Raw genomic sequence first — 19,747 nt, 5'->3', positions numbered from 1 at the left:
GTATTCTGTCAGGGTCTAAGCCAAGGATATGCCAATTGAAAAACAATCAAATAAAACAATGATTATCAGTAATTTAAATATTTAAATTAAAAAACACCGTTCATTAACGGACACTTGATGTACAACATCGGACATTTCATTTATTTTTGAATAAATCTTTTAATCATGACAGAAGCAAACGTTTTAGTAATAGACGATGATGACGATATCCTGCTAAGTGCAAAGTTGTTTTTAAAACAGCATTTCAATCAGGTGGTGACCTGCAAATCTCCCAAAGAGATTAATGTATTGCTCAGTCACAATGAAATAGATATCATCCTGCTGGACATGAATTATCAGAAAGGGGCCAGCGACGGCCGCGAAGGATTATATTGGCTTGAACACATTCTTTCCATCGATAAAGATTATGTGGTGATCTTAATGACTGCTTATGGAAATGTTGAGCTAGCTGTACAGGCCATAAAAAAGGGGGCAACGGATTTCATTCTAAAACCCTGGGAAAATGAAAAACTATATGCTACGCTGTCGGCCGCTTCAAAATTAAGACAGTCAACCAAAAAAGTTAAAAAGCTGGAAAAGATATCTTCTTCCATGCAGAATGACATCGCAAGAAAATTCGAACATATTATCGGCAGCTCTGCTCCTATCAGACAACTGCAGCAAACACTGGTTAAAGTAGCACCTACCGACGCCAATGTATTGATCCTTGGAGAAAATGGAACAGGAAAACAGGTTTTTGCTTATGAGCTGCATAAACATTCACTGAGAAAGAATAATATTTTTATGCACGTAGACCTGGGATCTCTCAATGAAAACCTGTTTGAGAGTGAACTGTTCGGATATGCAAAAGGTGCTTTTACAGATGCCAGGGACGACAGGCCCGGAAGATTTGAGCTGGCTGATAACGGGACGATATTCCTGGATGAGATTGGAAACCTTTCTCAGCCATTACAATCAAAATTGCTGACCGTACTGCAGAACAGAACAGTTACGCGATTGGGTGAAAGCAAAGAACGTAAAGTGAATGTACGTCTGATCACGGCAACGAATATGCCGCTAAATGAAATGGTGGCAAAGGGTACTTTCAGACAAGATCTGCTCTTCAGGATCAATACCGTTGAATTGATCCTTCCTCCCCTGCATCAGCGTGCGGAAGATATTTTACTGCTCGCCAGTCATTTCCTGCACACCTTTAGTTCTAAATACCACAAAAACATTAGCCGTATCCATGATAAAGCCGAAAAAACTCTATTAAATTACCATTGGCCCGGTAATGTACGCGAACTGCAGCATGTAATAGAAAGGGCTATCATTATGACAGACGGAACCGAAATCACCGACTCCGATCTGCAGCTCAGTCCGCAAAGATTTGGTAGCGCAATGCCTGTAACGACAAATATGGATCTGGAGGAAATGGAAAAAATGATGGTCCAAAAAGCAATCGATACCCATAAAGGAAATATTTCCAGGGCCGCAGCAGAATTAGGATTAACCAGGGCAGCCTTATACCGCAGGATAGAAAAATTCGGATTATAGGCTTATGTTTTATCAGCGCTTTACATTCAGATTAATTTTCAAACTGCTATTTATCAATATACTTGCTTTACTGCTGGTTTACCTGGTTCTTAAAACACGGCTTTGGTTTACTATTGCAGGCGTTTCCATCATTCTGTTAGTTGCTGTTTTCTCTTTATATAATTATATCAACCAGATCAGGTCGGACATCAAAAGGTTTATCCTGGCTGTAAAAACGCGAGACCATACTCTTAATTTTAAAAACAAAAGCACTAAAGGAAGTTTCCCCGACCTCTACAGTTCTTTTGATGATATCATTAAAACCCACAAAGACATACAGCTAGAGCAGGATGCCATGTTCCAACTGATCAGAACTATTCTGCAGCAGGTTCCAGTTGGGGTAATCGTAGTGAAAGAAACAGTAAATGCGCATGGGCAAACTGAAATTGCCTTTTTTAATGAGGCCGCAGCTGCATTGCTGAATGTTCCGGCCTATAAATACTGGCACCGGCTAAAACAACACCTGCCTTTATTTACCGCCGAAATCGAAAGCATACACAAAGGCGGTAAAAGATTTCTGGAATTGAAGATACAGGATAAAATGATTCAATTATCTACAGAAGTAATTCCGCTTAATTTGTATGGTGCAGATTATATGATCATCTCTTTTCAGAATATTAAGGATGAGATTGAACAGAAAGAAATAGAAGCCTGGAACAGGCTGATTGGTGTAATCTCGCATGAGATATTAAATTCCATTACCCCTATCAGCTCTCTCTCTGATACGGTAAATAGCATGGTGGCAAATAAAGAAAGCCTCAATAAAGAAGATCTGGACGATTTGAGACCGGCCATACAAACGATAAAAAGAAGATCTGAAGGTTTACTTGATTTTGTGAAGGATTACCGGCTGATTGCTGAGTTGCCTACCCCCGAACTGGAGTCGCACAGTATCGGCGGAATATTACAGCATATCCATGTGTTGATGCAGCCATTTGCTGCCGTAAAAAACATCCGGCTTATCGTAGGACAAACCTCTTCAAAAATCACCATACAGGCCGACCTTAAACTGGTAGAACAAGCGCTGATCAATCTGGTTACGAATAGCATACATGCGCTGGAAGGAGTTGAACATCCGCTGATAGAGATCGATTACCGACTTGAACAAAATAAATTATTTATTGATGTTGCTGATAATGGTAAAGGAATTGAACAGGAATTGCTCGAAAAGATTTTCGTTCCTTTTTTCACCACCAGGAAAAACGGATCCGGTATTGGCCTGACGATTACGCGCAATATTATGAAAATGCATTATGGCAGTCTTGACGTAACATCCGCTCCGTTTGAAAGGACAATCTTCTCCCTGGTCTTTAATTATGTTTAAAGGAAATCTTTAGCTTTGCAGTATGACCCTATTGCAGCTACGTATCACGGAAATTTCAAAAAAGCCAGGCGAAAATGTTTTTATACAACTTGAACCTGTTGATGGGATCAAACCCGAATATGAGGCGGGGCAGTTTCTAACTGTACTTTTCCAGGTGAATGGTAAAGAGATCCGACGCTCTTATTCTATCTGCAGCTCTCCGGCTGTAGATGAACCGCTCAGCATTGCGGTTAAGCTGGTAGAAAACGGAGAGATCTCTAAAAACCTGCATCATAAAACCGCTGTAGGCGATATCCTGACAGCGCTTCCGCCTAATGGTCTTTTTACCTACACTCCTGTCGCTTCCATTAAACGCAGCGTTTTTCTTTTTGCCGCCGGAGTAGGTATTACACCAGTTTTTTCAATTATAAAAACAGCTTTAATCCAGGAAGAGCAATCCCATATTGTATTGATATACAGCAATAAATCAAAAGATTCAACCTTATTTTATGAGGAACTAAACGATTGGCAGCTGCGGTATCCGCAACGGTTTAAACTGTTCTATTTATTCAGTGATGCAAAACGACTTCAGTTTGCGCGGTTAAATGGCTTTTTAATTCATGATCTGTTTAATGACAATCTTGAATTTGATCAGTCTGACGCGCTTTGTTATACTTGCGGACCCATTGATTATATGGTAATGTGCAGGATTTCGTTATTGGCGATGGGATTCCGAATGGACCAGATAAAAAGGGAAACCTATTTTATTCCGGAGGATGAGGCCGATGATGATGACATGACGGAGAAAGAAGTAAAGGATAAAAATACCTATACCGTTATCCTTGATTTTAACCGTAATACATACCAATTGGAAGTACCCTGGTATAAACGGATTCTACAGGTTGCACTGGAACATAACATCAATGTACCTTATAGCTGCAGGGCAGGAATTTGTAGTTCATGTGTAGCGACCTGCACCGCAGGAGGCGTAAAAATGGATTACAATGAGATCCTGACTGATCAGGAAATAGCAAAAGGAAGGGTATTGATCTGTACCGGTCACCCTACTGCTAATAACACAAAAATTGTGTTTTGATAAATATTATTGGATTATTCAATTCATATTTTTTGAAGAGAGAAATAAATCTATTGAATTTAAAATAAATATTTGATTAATTATATTTACTTTAAATGAAATATTATTTGCTTAAATAAATAATACAGATTACATTTGACTTATCACTAACCAACTATGTGTATGTCAGAAAAAAATCACCGTTACCTCGACCCGCTATCTGATTTCGGGTTTAAACATTTTTTTGGAAGGGAATCCAATAAAGACATCCTGATCGACTTTTTAAATGTGATTTTTGAGGATCAAAAAAAGATCGCCAATATTATTTATAATCCTACAGAATATGCAGGCGAGTATAAAGAACTAAAAAAAGTGTATTTCGATGTATTGTGTACAGGAGAAAATGGTGAACAGTTCATTATTGAAATGCAGCGTAATCCACAGCGGTACTTTCGTGAAAGATGCATCTACTACCTATCACGTTTGTTCAATGAGCAGCTGCCAAGAGGCGAATCCAACTGGAACGCAGAATTTAAAGAGATATATCTTATTGGAGTAGTTGAATTTCCCTTAGAATATGGCGATGAGAAGGGTTATTTGCATCACATTTCACTGGTGGAGAAATACACTAAAAAATTATTCTATGAAAAAATAGGGATTAAATTCATAGAGTTACCAAATTTCAATAAACCGGTAGAAAAATTGACTACAGATTTGGATAAATGGCTATACATATTAAAAAACATACATGAGTTAACTGAAAGACCAGATGTACTTGATAGCCCGGTATTTGAGAAAATATTTAAAATAGCAGAATTAGCAAATTTAACAAAGGAGGAACGTATGGATTATGATTCAGGTTTAAAAGCTTATTGGGATTATCACAATTCCATAGCTTATGCAGCAGAAATTGCGGAAGAAAAAGGAGAAAGGCAAAAAGCAATTGAAATCGCAATAGAATTGAAGATGAAAGGGTTTTCTAAAGAAGAGATCGCAGAGATCACAAAGCTACCTGTTCAAGAAATCGAAAATTTAGATATACCGGCATGATAGAATTAAATTCAATTCTTAAAAACACGTTAATAAAAGATTCTCGGTTGATATGATTTCGAAAGTCACTAAACTTCCAATAGAAGAAATAGAAACTTAAAATAAAAACCAAAAAAAAGAGGATGATCGTTAAATCATCCTCTACAATAAAATTAGGAACCTTAACCTATTACTGTGCCACTTGGAACAAGTGAACCTTTCTTCACAACAACAATTCCATCAGTTACGGTATAAAAGCCATAATTACCATCAGGTATATGTATGCCGCCGTTAATCACTACATCGTTTCCAATACGGCAATTTTTATCAACAATTGCATTTACAATTCTACAGCGGTCGCCAATTCCGATCAACGGATTTCCCTTCGCATTTTCTTCGGCGATCTCAGCAAGTGTCTGGTAACGGTCGCTACCCATGATATAGGCGTTTTCAATCGTCGTTCCATTCCCTATCCTGGAGCGTATGCCAATCACAGAATGCTGGATATTATCTGCATTCAGAATACACCCTTCAGCAATTACCGCCTTATTTAAAGAAGTGCTTAATATCTTTGTAGGAGGAAGCATCCTTGGACGGGTAAAAATACTCTGGTGACTGTCAAATAAGTTAAACTTTGGAATATCATCAGTTAATCCCAGGTTGGCTTCAAAAAAAGAACAAATATTACCAATATCAGTCCAGTAACCTTCATACTGAAAGCTTAACACTTTTTGTTCCTTCAATACCCTTGGTATAATCTCTTTACCAAAATCCTTTTCGTCAGGATTTTCAGCGAAGATCTTCACCAGGAGATCCCGGTTAAAGATATAGATTCCCATAGAAGCCAGATAATTTCTGCCTTCGGCCTGCATTTCCGGACCAGTATCCGAAGCCCAGTCTACCAATAATTCTGTACTTGGTTTTTCAATGAATGAAGTAATAATATTATCTTCATTAGCTTTTAAGATACCAAAACTGGTAGCATCTTTTGCCGTACTTGGAATTGTAGCGAGTGTAACCTCTGCACCACTCTCTTCGTGTGCAGTCAGCATTTCGTTAAAATCCATCTGGTAAAGCTGATCTCCTGAAAGGATCAACACATATTCAAACTCATGTTGTAATAAGTGATGCATCGTTTGACGAACTGCATCAGCTGTTCCCTGGAACCAGGTAGGGTTATCCGGAGTTTGTTCAGCAGCCAGAATATCTACAAAGGCATCACTGAAATGACTAAAATAGTAGGTATTTTTTATATGTTTATTTAACGACGCCGAGTTAAATTGTGTCAATACAAACATCCGGTGTATACCAGAATTCAGGCAGTTAGAAATAGGAATATCTACCAGTCTATATTTACCTGCAATAGGAACTGCTGGCTTGGAGCGCGTTTGTGTAAGTGGTGATAATCTGGAGCCCTGGCCACCGCCAAGAATAACTCCTAATACTTTTTCAGTCATGTTCATTGAAAATTATATTTGGTACAGATCTATATATTGTTGGGCTGCCCTATCCCAGGAATGATCCAACTGCATCGTGTATTTTAGGATATCTTTTATTCTTTTTTTATTCTGGTAAAGTTCGTAGGCCCTTCCCATAGCCTGTCCCACATCCCATACGCTGGTTTGATCATGGCAAATGCCAAATCCTCCATCGCCAATATCTACCACTGTATCTTTTAATCCTCCTATACGTCTTACGATAGGAATAGTTCCATACCGTAATGCATACATTTGGTTAAGGCCACAGGGTTCTACCCTGGATGGCATCAGCAAAAAATCTGCCCCTGCATAAATTTGATGGGATAGCTTCTCGTTATAACCAATATAAGCATTATAATTTCCAGGAAACCAGTTCTTCAATTCTTCCAGTTTTCCCTCTATCATTCTATCTCCCGAGCCTAAAACAAGGATATTTATATTGCCTCTGCTATGTGCCAATGCATTATGAAAAATATCAGGTAACAAATCGGCACCTTTTTCGCCTACTAACCTGCCTATAAATGTAAACAGGGGTTTCGTTGGATCTAAGTTAAAAACATCACATAAAGCTGCTTTGTTTGTTTTCTTTCCACTTTCTACTGTCCGTGAAGTGTAAGTTTTTTCGAGCATAGGATCAGTTTTAGGATCCCATACTTCAAAATCGATCCCGTTAAGGATACCTGCTGACTTTCCACGTTCGCTAGCCAGTAAACCTTCCAGTCCGTTGGCCTGGTAACTCAGCTCATCAAGATATGTGGGAGAAACCGTAGTGACGCGCCATGCGCATTTAATAGCAGATGCAAGTGGGTTAATATCTTCTTCCCATCCCAGCAGACCGGCTTTCCATAAATCCAAAGCAGGAAGATAGTATAGTTTGTCCCATCCAAACTGACCCTGGTATTGTGCATTATGAATAGTGAATACAGTAGGTATATCCCTTAGCGATTTATATCTTTCGCAATTGGCAGTCATAAATGGCACTAAACCTGTATGGTGATCATGACAATGAATCACATCAGGGCGGTGTTCCCATTGATTGATCCAGTCCAGTACAGCAATCTGGTAAGCCAGGAAGCGCTCGGTATCATCATCGTAACCATAAACTTTATCACGGTCAGTCAACCCCTCGATATAAACCAGGTAAAGGTCGAACCCTAGTTTATTGGTTTTTTCCCTGAGCACACGGACAGGATAACTGCGTTCCCCAAGATTGCCCCAGGCGTCGTAGACCACCTCGAAATCATTCTCCTGCAAGAAGGGAACGTTATAAGCAGGCATAACTACCTTTGCAAAATGGCCCAGTTTGTTCTGGTATTTTGGCAATGCGCCAACAACATCACCCAGCCCGCCAACTTTGGCCACGGGGTAACACTCTGCGCTTAAATGAATTATTTCCATATAAATAAAAAAGGATTGGAGTCAATGAGAGACACAAAATCTAGAGTAAAATATGAGTTATAACCCGGATTAGTAAACTTTGTTTGTCTTTATTTTAAAATAATTAGCACTTATATTTCAGGCTCTATGTTCAGAAATATTTTTAACTATTTAAACACTTTATATATAAACTGAATTAACTTAGAACTTAAATAAATCAATCATTAATTACGATTATTATGAAAGTTCATAGAAAAAACCTGCCGCTATATCTCTTTATAGCAATTAGCATCACCACAGCATGCAAAAAAGACAAAACACCGGTTCAAAAAACATCAGTTGCAATACCTCCAAATATTCCGGTTCCGGAGAAAGCTTATATTCCCACTCAGCTGGAATCAGGAAAATCCAAAATGGTATTTAGCTACACCTCAAATTTGTCGCTCTCAAAAATTGACTATACAGGAGGTGACAGTGTGGTGCTCAATTATACTGCCGATGGAAAACCACTTAATTTTTTGCGGTACAAAAACAAAAAACTAATCTACTCCAGTGAATATTCCCTGGATCAAACAGGAATAGTGATCAGCGCAGCTCAGTTTACTTTAGAAGACGAGAATTCTTATGCAATAGGATCTTATAATTTAATCTACAATACCGCTTCGCAGTTAACTGCAATTAGCTACTATTCAACAAAAGATCAGCTGCTGAATGAACAACAGAAAACTTATACAACATCCGGCAATCTGTTAAGCGACGATAGTACATCACCCGGGCTTTCCCTGAGTTATCAGTATGACGATAAAAATGGCCTTTTTAAAAATGTAAATTATGCATGGCTTTTTGCTGTAGAAAAAGAAAACAGGTTATTACTATCGGTAATTAATAATATACAGCAATGTAATTATACGCTAATGCCAGACAGTAATCAGACTTTTAGTTATGCATATAATGCAGATAAATATCCCGAAACTATCATTTCAACCTCAAATGGTATCTCTTCAACTTTTAAGGTTACCTATAAACAGGTAAAATAATAATTAAGCCAGGTTGCGGCCTGGCTTAATTTAATTAGAAATTGAACCCTACAGAGATATAAGGCATTGTGCTTTCTTTAGAGAAGCCTACTGCCGCCTGTATCAGAATTAAATCTGCAGGTACAATATATATCCCTCCGCCATATCCCTGATGCCACTGATTTGAAGATTGTCCTGGCTGCCATACCCTGCCTACGTCATTAAATCCAAGCAAGCCCAATGATCCGGGGGTGATATAAGAGGTGAAATTTAACAGTTTTAACCTTAAATCTAAGTTATAATAAGCCATTGTCTTTCCGGTAAACCTGTCTGTATGAAAACCACGCAGGCTATGTACGCCCCCCAGTTGCATCAGCTGGAAATATTCGGGATCACCAAAGGTGGTTCCTCCACCCAGGCGGTTGGCAATTACAAAACCTGAATTGCCAGGGTTCAGGTAATATCGAAATTCTGTTTGCACCTTCCCGTACCGTTTATTGTCTCCGCTTAATTCCTGATCTGCATTTAGCTGCGTATTCCAGTAAATACCTTTTTTTGGAATAGCAATATTATCCCTCGAATCATATTTTAAATCGGCGATCACACCAGCATATATATGGTCGTTAAAAACAGCTTCTCCGGGATTACTCTGGTTAAAGACATTCAGAAATCTACTCTCATTACCAGTACGGCTGCTGGTATAATATTCTGTTGCCAGCCCGCCTCCCACTGTCCATTTATCTAGTTTCCTGTATAGCTGAAAATCAGCCGTTAAATAGTCATATCTATTTCTGTAATAAGAAATTCCTTTAGGATCATGCTGGTCAAATGCAGTAGCATTGCCCAATCCGAAAAAATTACTCAGGTTATTCGGGCCGAGAAAATTTGCATTGATCTTAAAATCGTTATCCCCGATGACTTTCTTAAAATCTCCCTGGTAATTTAAAATGAAAGACTGCCTTCCTGTTGAATAATCTACCCAAAATTCCTGTTTTGAAGCATAAGGATATTTCCTGAACCCCTGTTTTTCCAGGATGAGGCCGCCGCCCACCTGTATACCCTGATCAATATTGTAATTCAAATGGAATAAAGGTCCAAACTGATCATAAATAAAACGGGTTTTATTGAAGGAATTAACAGCTGTATCCGGAGCTAAACGCAATTTGGCCACTGAAGATGCCGGCAGCTCATTTTTTTGATCAGAGCGGTCATAAACATAGGTAGTGGATTTTGCCTTTGATTCCGGACTGACCTGAAAACGATCTTCATCATCCCCACCAACCAAACGAACTTTGATTGGTGATTTTGTATTACCGTTAACATCAAAAACATCTTCTCCGCCTAATCCATATAAGCGGATCTCATGGGTTACTTTGGGATTAAAGGTACGGTGATAGATCTCCCGGCCCTTTTCACCAGTTTTCTTAAAATTACTTATAGTCAGTTCAATATTACCATTTTTCTTATGCCTGACATCAAAATATTCTTTTTTATCAGAACCAGGAATTTCTACAGTGACAGCCAGGAAACGATAATAGGCCAGAGCACTTGTTTCCAGCTTGTCTTTTCTAGCAATCATGATCTTTAAGGTTTCCTCCCCTCCTTTTGAAAAGATATCAGCCGGCATCCGCAGCATAGCCTTTCTTAACACATCTGAAGTCAATTTCTCCTGAACATATTTTACCTCTTCCTTCCAGTCTTTTTCGGATAATCCATTTAAAAAGTACCGGTCAAACGTTTGCTGGTTAAAATTATACTGATCGACTGCCCTGATGTTTTCCTGATAAGGCTGTAGGTTGGCCTTTAGCCACTGATGTGATAGTACCCATGGAAACAAGCCTGATGTACTATAAAAAACCTTGTCCCTATCACGCGGAACAGGTATATATCTCTTTTCTTTTTTATCCGAATCATCTTTAAGCCATCTCCAATTGTCCTCATGCCTGTCCCAGTCGCCCACCACAAAGTCGAGCAGCCTTGCCCTTAACACCAGCTTTTGATCAATACGTGTATCATTATCCTCCTCCACCTTTCGCTCAGCCTTTTCTGTATTATCACTTTTTTCATAACCTACAGGATAACGTTCTTCCAGCAGATAAACGGCATTGCCAAACTCTTTCCTGTATTGCCCTAGTGCGGGATCGTCTCCTACATAAACAATTTCTGGATCAGAATGTGGAATTTGAAGTGCATCTGCCAAAGGCGGGATAACAACAGAAGAAAAAGGATGGCTGGTAGAAATTTGGTCCTGCAGAATGTCTTTGGCAATTGTAGCCCGCAGATCTTTCGGCAATGCGCGTTCAGGATATTTCTGTACGGTACGGAGCGCCCATTCACGGCCAGATGCATCTTCTAAACGCAGCGACTTGGTTTGCATTCCTCCACCCAATTGCAAAATCTTCATTCCACCGTGTTCTTTTTGAAGATCTACAATCCTCATTCTAACCGGGGTTGCCCAAAGCTTACGGTAGCTTTCACCAAAAAAGAAACGGTGGGTTTTCGATACAGAATCGTAAGCCGGAGCGATGGCAATGGTTATAGAATCTTTTGTCCTGTGTTCCTGTGCTTTCCCAAAAAAAGGAATAATTAGAAATAAAGTTATTGCAGTTATACGGGTATTATTTTTTTTGAGAACCATTCACGCTAATTTAAACTGTTTTCACTGCAACCTCCACGCGCAATGCTTTGAGTCCTTCAACTCCCTGTAATTCTTCTACTTCTATATATTCAATAAGTTTGGTTAACAGTCCCGCTGCCTGCAGCTGATGAATATATCCCATATATTCCTGCGCTTCTTTACTGTTAAAATAAACAATTGCAATCTTTCCGGGCTGGGTAAGGCGCTCTGTACTATCCTTTATATGCGCTTTATCAATCCTTTTCTTTACCATCTGGTAACGGATGTTATATCCCCCTTCTACATCAAAGCGTTGCTCATCAATACGAAAACTGATGTCTATCAAATTTGCGTAAACAAAAATCAGCTGAGTGGTTTCCAGTGGAATAGGTAAATGCGAAGTAAGATTTGCGGTATCCTGTGCAATTTCAGTGATCACCTTCAATTGTCTGAAACGAAAATCAGAAAGTAAATCATCGCTAAATTTGATATCAGGAGTAATTGACTGTCCCAGATAAATATCAAATTCAACTCCATCACTTCTAAATTTCTCAAAATAACAAGGGTAAATTTCCTGCAGCTCTGTGTTGAACGCATCCAGGCTCCGGTTTACAGCATGATTGATCATCTGCATGCTCAGCTCGTAATGGTCCCTGTTTTCAAATACTTTTCCTCCCGATTGCGTCAATTCAAAATATTCATCCAGAAAAGGCGCGGCATCTGGCTCTATATCTTTTAACAGCCTGAAATAAGGCGGAAGCTGGCGCTGCAGATAGTCATCGGCTTTCATGATCTCCTTGTCAGATAGTTCGTCAAAATCTAAACTGCTCCAGTCAATATATCTTTTTGGAAAGTCTTTATCCAGTCTGCCAGGAAATTTTTCACTCAGGTTTTTTAAAGTTGTTTTTAAGATCTCAAAATGAGTAAAGAGGTCTTTTCTGATCATCAGATTACGTTCAATACTGGAATTTCTGATATCTATAGCACCATAAAAAGGATGCACGTCTTCAAAATAGACCCGCTCTATAGGCAGGTTTTTCTCCCAGTCGCCCGATTTCATATAGTCATACGCCGCCTGATAAAAACGCCATTGAACTGAAGATTGTAAACCTGTAAACTTATCGGTTACAATATTGATAATCTCATTATTAAAATCAGTAATAATATTTTGATAGAGCTGGGCCAGTAACGGAAATGCCGTTTCAATTTTTGAGAGGGTAGCTCCATTAAACTCTGCAGGATCATGGGTATATAACTCTAAACAGCCTACCAGTTTGGCATTGAAATACAAAGGAAATAACGCATAGGAATGGATTCCCTTGTCCTTGATCAGCTTAAGCATCGGGTATTCAGCAGAGGCTTCCATTTCAATATCAGAAAAAATCAGGCTGCGGGGATGATCAACAAAAGAATCTACGAGAGCAGTATATTCAGTTTCAGGCATTCCACTTTCTTTTGCCTGTTGAATGATTACGCTTTGAAATCCTGGATGACTGTACAGCAGTGTTTTTTTATTTAGCCGGATATAAGGAAGTAAACCAAAGTCTATGGCATCTGTTCCTACCAACGATTTGAGTGCCCCTGAGATCGTTGAACTATTCCACCCTTCCATACATTGATTATGCTCAATGATTGTATTTTTTATGCCTTCCAGAGCATATTCTCCGGTAACATCAGTCAGAATAACAATAGAAATACCCTGAATACTAAATAGCTTTGATGGCAGCAACTTCGTTAATATCTCGAGACTATTATTTTCATCGTTCATGTAATCCTTTGCATGCTGCAAAGTGAGTTCCGGTAGTTCTCCTTCACACTGAACGTCCATAAACCGGTTATCCACATTCAAACGGTAATACTTCGTTAAGTGTGTTTTCTGATCCGTTACCGACTTAATAGTATATTGTTTTCCGCCTAAAGTAAAGTTGTAAAATTTTTGCAGGATCAGATTATAGAAATTCCTAAGCATATTCTTATCCATATCCGTTTTGGAAGGCAGGCTAAGATCTGGCTTAAGGCTTTCTTTTTTATGGTCCAGTAGAACATTGTAAAAAGCATTGGTCCCATAGTAAAAACAGGCGGAAACCGGCTTTCCGACCGCCCAAAGCTGCTCATGTTCATCATTTATAATAGGCGAAAGCGCCGTATAAATCAATTCAAAAAGATGGTTATATTTCGCTGTATCCTCCTGATGAATAGAGAACAACAATTCAGGATAGGCAGAAAACTGCTCCAGTAAATAATTGTAGAAATTTATCTTGCCGGTTTTTTCACGATCGGCCCGATCCTTAAGAAAGACAATAAAAGGCTTTAAAGAGAGTTCAATATCTGCTTCAAGTATACTCTTTCCATTACCGTATATGCTCTTATTTAAATCTAAAGTTATTGCCTGCATGTTTCTTGTGATTAAGTTTTACGCCTTTACGGAGATGATGAGCTTTAGGGCTTATAAGTAAACTTTAGAATATTACCCGTCGAAATTTCATCGCCTTCGTTAGAGATATACAAATTCATCTGGTCATCAAATGCTATACCTTCAGGTTGTGTAAATATGGATGAATCCAGACGGTAGGTACTTTTAATTTTCCAGTCGGGAGTAGCGATAACCAGTAGTTTGTTAACCGAAGAAAGAATATACCACTCCCCTGTATGTGGATTTTTAGTCAGTGCAGAAGCTTTAAGCCCGGTTTTTAATACCTTATTCTCCGTTACCAGCTTCGAGATATCCATAGAAAAATTACCAGATCCAATTAAATCCTGCTTTGCGGCATTATAAGTAAAGATGCTGCCCGATACGGTTTCATCTTTTTTATCCTGTTTGCAATTTTTGCAAAGGAGATAAAGCTGATTCGTTTGCTGATCAGCGTAGATACTCTCATATTCACCTTTTGGCAGTATATCTTCCCATTCTTTTACGTCTTTTACCTTTTCATCCCTGGCTTCATTAAAGGGGAAGGTATAGAGCTTGCCATCACTTTTTAAAATTACTGCGGTTTCATTTAAAATGGCCAAATCTTCGAAATCACCCTTTTCAGCAAAAGTTGAATGTTTCTGTTTTTTGCCCAGCCATGCCTGCCTGTAAAGCCGGCCTTCTTCATCCTGAATAGAATAAACGGAGTCGCCCCTGTTATGATAAAAAGCAATACCCGAAATTTCATGCAGGCTCTCTGGCATACTGAATTTTTCAGGATGGTTCAGGTTATAACCTTTAGGACTTGGGTACGACCTCGCGATAGGTTTACAAGCATAAAATGTAACCAGGGTCAGAACCAGAAATACATAAGTCGGTTTTTTAAAAAACAGTTTCATTGTTTTACATTTTATGCCCCTTTTAAAAGCGAATATATAGCTTGCTGGGAACGGATCTTTTCCTCTCCTGTCACATAATTATTTTGCATGGCCTCGTTTAGCTGCACAGCCTGAATAGTATCCTTCCATTGTAAATTTAACAATTCTATCAGTTTCTGTTTGAGTACGTTGTCATAAATTGGAAAACAAACTTCTATACGGCTGTAAATATTTCTGTTCATCCAATCTGAGGAACCCATAAAAACTTCTTCCTTGCCATTATTGTGAAATAAAAACAACCGTCCATGCTCCAGATATTTATCAACAATGCGTCTTACCGTAATGTTTTCACTTTGTCCGGGAACCCCGGGAATGAGGCAACATATACTGCGTACAATTAAATTGATTTTCACTCCCGCAGCCGAAGCTTCATATAATTTGGAAATAAGGATTTTCTCCTCCAGATTATTTAATTTAATGGTGATACCGGAAGGAAGGCCTTTTTCTGCATTAACGATTTCCCTGTCTATCAGGGATAGAAATTTTTGCTGCAGGTTAAAATGAGCAACCAGCAGATGTTTAAAATTAATCACTTCCTCTATGAGCGGGTTTTTCTTCTTTTTTCCTAAAAAGTCAAAAAGCCATTGCAATTCCTGCAGCATAAGCTGATTTGCCGTTAATAGAATATGATCGGTATAAAATCTGGCTGTAGACTCGTTTAAATTACCGGTAGCCAGCAAACCAAGATACTGACTTTTATCCCTTAATGTTCTTTTTACCAGTGCAACTTTAGCATGCACTTTCATATCCGCATCACTGTAAATGATCTTCACGCCCGAAGCTTTCATCCTGGAAGCCCATCTAATATTATTGGCTTCATCAAATCTGGCCTTTAGTTCTACCATCACGGTTACCTTTTTACCATTTTTGGCCGCCGTCATCAGCGCATTAACAATTCTGGAATTGTCGGCCACCCGGTAAAGTGTAACAGAAATCTCTTCCACAAAAGCATCATTTGCCGCCTCATTGAAAAACCTGAGTACAGGATCATATTGCTGATAAGGCACATGTACCATCAGATCTTTTTTCTGGATCAGATCAAATAGGGTTTCTTCCTTTTTTATTGCAAGACTTTTAATGGAAGGCCATTTGGAATCACTTAGCTTCGCATCCTGCAATGGAAAGCTATTCAAATCTTTCAGGTTATGATAATATCCTCCCTCTACAATAGAAGAATTGGATAAATTAAGTGTGTAAATAATTCGATAAAGATGTCGCAGCGGAACACCCGGCTGGCACAAAAACCGGGTGGCAAATCCTAGATCACGTTTTTTTAATTCCTTTTCTAAGGCAGCAGTGATATCTTCACCTATCTCATCCCTGAGGTTCAACTCAGCATTTCTGGTGATCTTAATATTGAAAACACCTGTAATTGTTTCCTCCGGAAAAAGATAAGCCAGGTTATTTTTAATGATATCATCCAGGAAAACTACATATTTATCCTCTCCCTTGTTTACCGCATACAATCTTGGCAATACATCCGAAGGAATGGTGATCAGCTCTAAGCGTTCAACTCCTGCTTTATCCGTCAGCATCACCGCCTGATAGAGCTTGTTATTTTCAGCAAAAAAACCATCGTCGTCCTTGTCTACAGAAAACAGCCTGATATAAGCCAGCACTTCATTAAAAAAAAGAGCAGCCAACTCATCCTGTATGTGATCAGGGATTGCTTCATTGTATAACCAATGAATATTTTCTGTTTTCAGCGCCGGTAAGATATAATTTGCCAGCAGATGTCCATATCTTTCCTGCTGCTGATTGATCAGGAACCGGGCTTTGTAATAGGTATTATTTAACCCGTTACGATCATCAAAATTGTCAATAGCCATCAGAACAGGCATCCTAACCCTATAAAACTCGTCCAGGTTAGAAGAAAAGATAGACAGGAATTTAATCCGCTCCAATAAAGGGACATCAGCACGCTCCGCTTCCATTAATAACCTGTCATTAAAACTAAGCCAGCTCAGGTCGCGGTTAAAAAATGAATATTCCGCCATATTAACCCTGTAATCTAACCCATGCAATAGCAATCATAAACGCCAGAACTGCTATAATGATCCCAAACATAAATACATTATAGGCAATTCTCAACAGCCGGTATTTACGTCCAAGAACTACGCCCTGAGAATATACATCTTTTATGAGGCTGCCATATAAAAACTCACGGTCTTCCATCATCTGCTCCATACCAGCCTGATAATCCGGAAGGTGCATCTTATAGAAATTACCAAAGAACAGTAAGTTTACCTTTTTCCTGGTAATATCGTCAGCAGTGAATGTTCCTGTAGGTACAGTTGGCCTGGTTGACAGAATAGAAAATACCATGGTAGTCACACAAATGATCAGTAACAGCAAGGTAGGAATGATCAGATGCGGATTATCTTCCAGTTTGCGCATCAGTATACTCAGGATGACTGATAAAATGATCGCATTGGTCTGTATCATAATATGTGCTTTTCTATCAGCCATATCGCTTAACCGCTGATTATTGCCCGAGGTGATCCTAAACATCGTTTCTATCCCTTTTTCTGGACGATCTTTCTTTTTCTTTTTTACCTCTGCCTTGTCCTCCAGAACAGCCAGCCCTTTATCATCTGTTTCTATGACTTCTTCTTTCTCTTCCCCGTGCTTTTTTTTATGATCATGCTTTTTGTCGTGCTGATCGTGCTTTTTCTCTTTTTTATCCATATGGGCATCTTCTTCTTTGACCGCCTTATCCTTCAGTTCCTGTAAATTAAGTTCCTTTTTTGCATTCAGCAATTCCTGACAGTATTCAGTATGGTAATGATGGTTTTCAAATAGTGTGATGGTTTTTAATCTCCACTCATTTTTATCGATGTCATGCCCGGAAAAAGCCTCTGCCTCTTTGCGCATCAGTTTATTCCTTCCTTTAAAATCGTCACTGCCTAAATGAAAAAGATCAGCATCACATACAATTTGTTCCAATAGCCCTACAGGATGCTGTGGCATCTTTGTAGCCAGGATACAATTGGCTACCAGCTTTATGATATCCGGTTCAATACCTTTTGAAGTTAAAAATACTTTTGCAGCTTCTGCCCCCCTTCCTTCATGGAGTTCAAAACTGGTCAGGTATCCGATATCATGGAACCATGCAGCTGCACTGACCACAAAAAAATCCTGATCTGATAACTGATAATGGTTAGCGATTTTCACTACCGCTTTTACCACCTGTTCTGTATGAAGAATATTGTGATAGATTAATTTGTCGTCTTTATTATCATGGAACAAGCCGGCGGTATAGTTCCTGACCTGATCCAGTAATTCCAGGTAGTTTGTCATATCGTATGTCACTTTAAATTATTAATTTCCAATGCCTTCAATAAGCATATCTATAAGTTCATCAAAATATTCCTGAGATTGTATTTCTGCGGGATTAATGGACAACGGGTAATGGAGTCCTCTAAAGGCAATAATCATGAAAAAGGATAATTTTTTTATGTTTTCCGCAGACAGGTTTTTAAATTCCCCGCTGATCACTCCGCCGGAAAGAATCTCCGTGATCATTTCTATCTGGATTTGCTCATATTTCAACCGTAAAGGCATTAACATTCTGCGGGATTCGAGAATATCCTCAAAAAGCACCTTATAAAGGCTACGCAATTCAAGAATGTTAATTCCCTGGATAGTTAAAAATGCCCTCAGCTTGTCTTTAGCGGAATGTACAGCACTCACATTTTCCCTCAGGTTTCTGATCACGGTTTCTAGTTCGTACTTCACTACTGCTTCAAATATTTCATTTTTACCAGGAAAATAATAATACAAGGTACTTTTCCCCTTGTTTGCCGCAATAGAAATATCTTCAATAGTTGTCTTTTTTAATCCAAATTTCGCAAATAAAGACTTTGCAGCTACCAATATTTCACCAATAACTATTTCGTCCTTTTCCATAATTGCAACGCTATCAACATAATGTTTAATCCGCTTTATTTCAAAAGTATTGATTATTATCCGGGATAATAATACCATTTATAATAAAAAAGCTTGTTTCTAATGTATTTTATTTTTGCTTAAACAAACTACAACGTAATTAATCAATAAGTTTTAAAAAAACAAAGCTTGTAAAATGGAAACGTCAAATTTTCTTCTTCCTTATCCAGAACAACAAGCGTGGGGTTTAACCTTAAAGACAAAATCACATTGCTACTAAAAGAATAAGCCTGTGATAACCAATAGGAGAATCATCTTAAAATCACTAATTTCGCCTTAAATGGAAGAAAATCTCCTGGAAAATGATGTAAATTGGTTACCCTATAGTGGAGAGAAATTATCCATTGAAGATTTTGTACAGGTTATTAAAATAAAAGTAGACACACATTACCCGGCCATTGATACCTCTATTTTATCTGCTGATGAAATAGACAAAGGCAATCGTTTTGTTCATCAGCACGACAGGGAGAGTTATCTCGTGAGCAAATATTATCTCCGTCTGCTGTTATCCCGTTTTCTCCATTTAGCTAACTCTGCCATTACATACAGTTACACTAGTCATCGCAAACCAGCTCTCTCGGGCATAGAATTTAATCTTAGCCATGCAGGAAATTATGTGGTCATTGCTGTAAGCCAGCTTCCAGTTGGTGTGGATATAGAATTTATCAAAAAGGATTTTAAATTCATGGATCTAATGGAAATGTGTTTTTCAGAAGAAGAATCATCTTTCATCCTCAGCAACGAGGATCAGCTTTCCAGCTTTTTTCTTTTATGGACCAGGAAGGAAGCCATACTTAAGGCAACAGGAGAAGGGTTAACAGACCATCTTCATCTCGTGCCTTCTTTAGCCACCGAAGTTCATCGTCAAGGACAATTATTTAAGGTTCAAAGTATAGAAGTCAGTGATGATTATATCGTTACTGCTGCTTTTCATCCGCAGGAAAATACGATCCTCCAATTCTGGAATTGGGAATAAGAACC

14 protein-coding genes are annotated in these 19,747 nt (G+C 38.7%); 6 read left to right on the top strand and 8 right to left on the bottom strand.

What is annotated here, in order from left to right:
• Positions 1–165: 165 nt before the first annotated feature.
• The 4 genes from GSQ84_RS01170 (at position 166) to GSQ84_RS01155 (ending at position 5,003) form a co-directional block, all read left to right on the top strand.
• Entirely contained in the window at positions 166–1,536 is a 1,371-nt protein-coding gene (locus tag GSQ84_RS01170) for a sigma-54 dependent transcriptional regulator (RefSeq protein ID WP_158795414.1), read from the top strand.
• A 4-nt stretch (positions 1,537–1,540) separates the two neighbouring features.
• A complete protein-coding gene (locus tag GSQ84_RS01165) occupies positions 1,541–2,899 on the top strand; it encodes a PAS domain-containing sensor histidine kinase (RefSeq protein ID WP_158795413.1) in 1,359 nt (452 codons plus the stop codon).
• Positions 2,900–2,921: 22 nt separating this feature from the next.
• Positions 2,922–3,974 (top strand): ferredoxin--NADP reductase, encoded by a 1,053-nt coding sequence (locus GSQ84_RS01160; RefSeq protein ID WP_158795412.1) that lies wholly within the window; start codon positions 2,922–2,924, stop codon positions 3,972–3,974.
• 162 nt (positions 3,975–4,136) lie between these two features.
• A complete protein-coding gene (locus GSQ84_RS01155) occupies positions 4,137–5,003 on the top strand; it encodes an Rpn family recombination-promoting nuclease/putative transposase (protein WP_158795411.1) in 867 nt (288 codons plus the stop codon).
• A gap of 161 nt (positions 5,004–5,164) precedes the next feature.
• On the opposite strand, the gene GSQ84_RS01150 is transcribed toward GSQ84_RS01155, so the two are convergent.
• On the bottom strand, positions 5,165–6,439 hold the full coding sequence (locus tag GSQ84_RS01150) for a glucose-1-phosphate adenylyltransferase (RefSeq protein WP_216848842.1): 1,275 nt from the start codon (positions 6,437–6,439) through the stop codon (positions 5,165–5,167).
• Between the two features lie 12 nt (positions 6,440–6,451).
• Positions 6,452–7,858, bottom strand: a complete 1,407-nt coding sequence (locus GSQ84_RS01145; RefSeq protein WP_158795409.1) for a glycogen synthase — start codon at positions 7,856–7,858, stop codon at positions 6,452–6,454.
• A 218-nt stretch (positions 7,859–8,076) separates the two neighbouring features.
• Between GSQ84_RS01145 and GSQ84_RS01140 the strand changes: the two genes are divergently transcribed.
• Positions 8,077–8,874 (top strand): hypothetical protein, encoded by a 798-nt coding sequence (locus GSQ84_RS01140; protein WP_158795408.1) that lies wholly within the window; start codon positions 8,077–8,079, stop codon positions 8,872–8,874.
• A gap of 34 nt (positions 8,875–8,908) precedes the next feature.
• Here the strand turns inward: GSQ84_RS01140 and GSQ84_RS01135 are convergent, their stop codons facing one another.
• Genes GSQ84_RS01135 through GSQ84_RS01110 form a run of 6 tightly spaced genes read right to left on the bottom strand, consistent with a single transcriptional unit; the run spans position 8,909 to position 18,727 of the window.
• The gene (locus GSQ84_RS01135; protein ID WP_158795407.1) at positions 8,909–11,491 is read right to left on the bottom strand and encodes a BamA/TamA family outer membrane protein; all 2,583 of its coding nucleotides are present in this window, start codon (positions 11,489–11,491) and stop codon (positions 8,909–8,911) included.
• A 10-nt stretch (positions 11,492–11,501) separates the two neighbouring features.
• Positions 11,502–13,865 carry a GAF domain-containing protein gene (locus tag GSQ84_RS01130; RefSeq protein ID WP_158795406.1) on the bottom strand — a complete coding sequence of 788 codons (2,364 nt, stop codon included), beginning with the start codon at positions 13,863–13,865 and terminating at the stop codon, positions 11,502–11,504.
• A 44-nt stretch (positions 13,866–13,909) separates the two neighbouring features.
• On the bottom strand, positions 13,910–14,779 hold the full coding sequence (locus GSQ84_RS01125; RefSeq protein WP_158795405.1) for an SdiA-regulated domain-containing protein: 870 nt from the start codon (positions 14,777–14,779) through the stop codon (positions 13,910–13,912).
• 11 nt (positions 14,780–14,790) lie between these two features.
• A complete protein-coding gene (gene ppk1 / locus GSQ84_RS01120) occupies positions 14,791–16,815 on the bottom strand; it encodes a polyphosphate kinase 1 (RefSeq protein ID WP_158795404.1) in 2,025 nt (674 codons plus the stop codon).
• Between the two features lies 1 nt (position 16,816).
• Complete coding sequence (locus GSQ84_RS01115; protein ID WP_158795403.1) at positions 16,817–18,118, bottom strand: Pycsar system effector family protein; 1,302 nt, start codon at positions 18,116–18,118, stop codon at positions 16,817–16,819.
• A 21-nt stretch (positions 18,119–18,139) separates the two neighbouring features.
• Entirely contained in the window at positions 18,140–18,727 is a 588-nt protein-coding gene (locus GSQ84_RS01110) for a TetR/AcrR family transcriptional regulator (RefSeq protein WP_158795402.1), read from the bottom strand.
• A 319-nt stretch (positions 18,728–19,046) separates the two neighbouring features.
• Between GSQ84_RS01110 and GSQ84_RS01105 the strand changes: the two genes are divergently transcribed.
• Positions 19,047–19,742, top strand: coding sequence for a 4'-phosphopantetheinyl transferase superfamily protein (locus GSQ84_RS01105; protein ID WP_158795401.1), 696 nt, complete (start codon positions 19,047–19,049; stop codon positions 19,740–19,742).
• Positions 19,743–19,747: the final 5 nt, after the last annotated feature.

It is taken from the genome of Pedobacter sp. L105 (genome assembly GCF_009765875.1).
Taxonomy (GTDB): domain Bacteria; phylum Bacteroidota; class Bacteroidia; order Sphingobacteriales; family Sphingobacteriaceae; genus Pedobacter.
The sequence above is the reverse complement of the archived record's forward strand: the minus strand, read 5'-3'. Positions and strand labels throughout refer to the sequence as shown.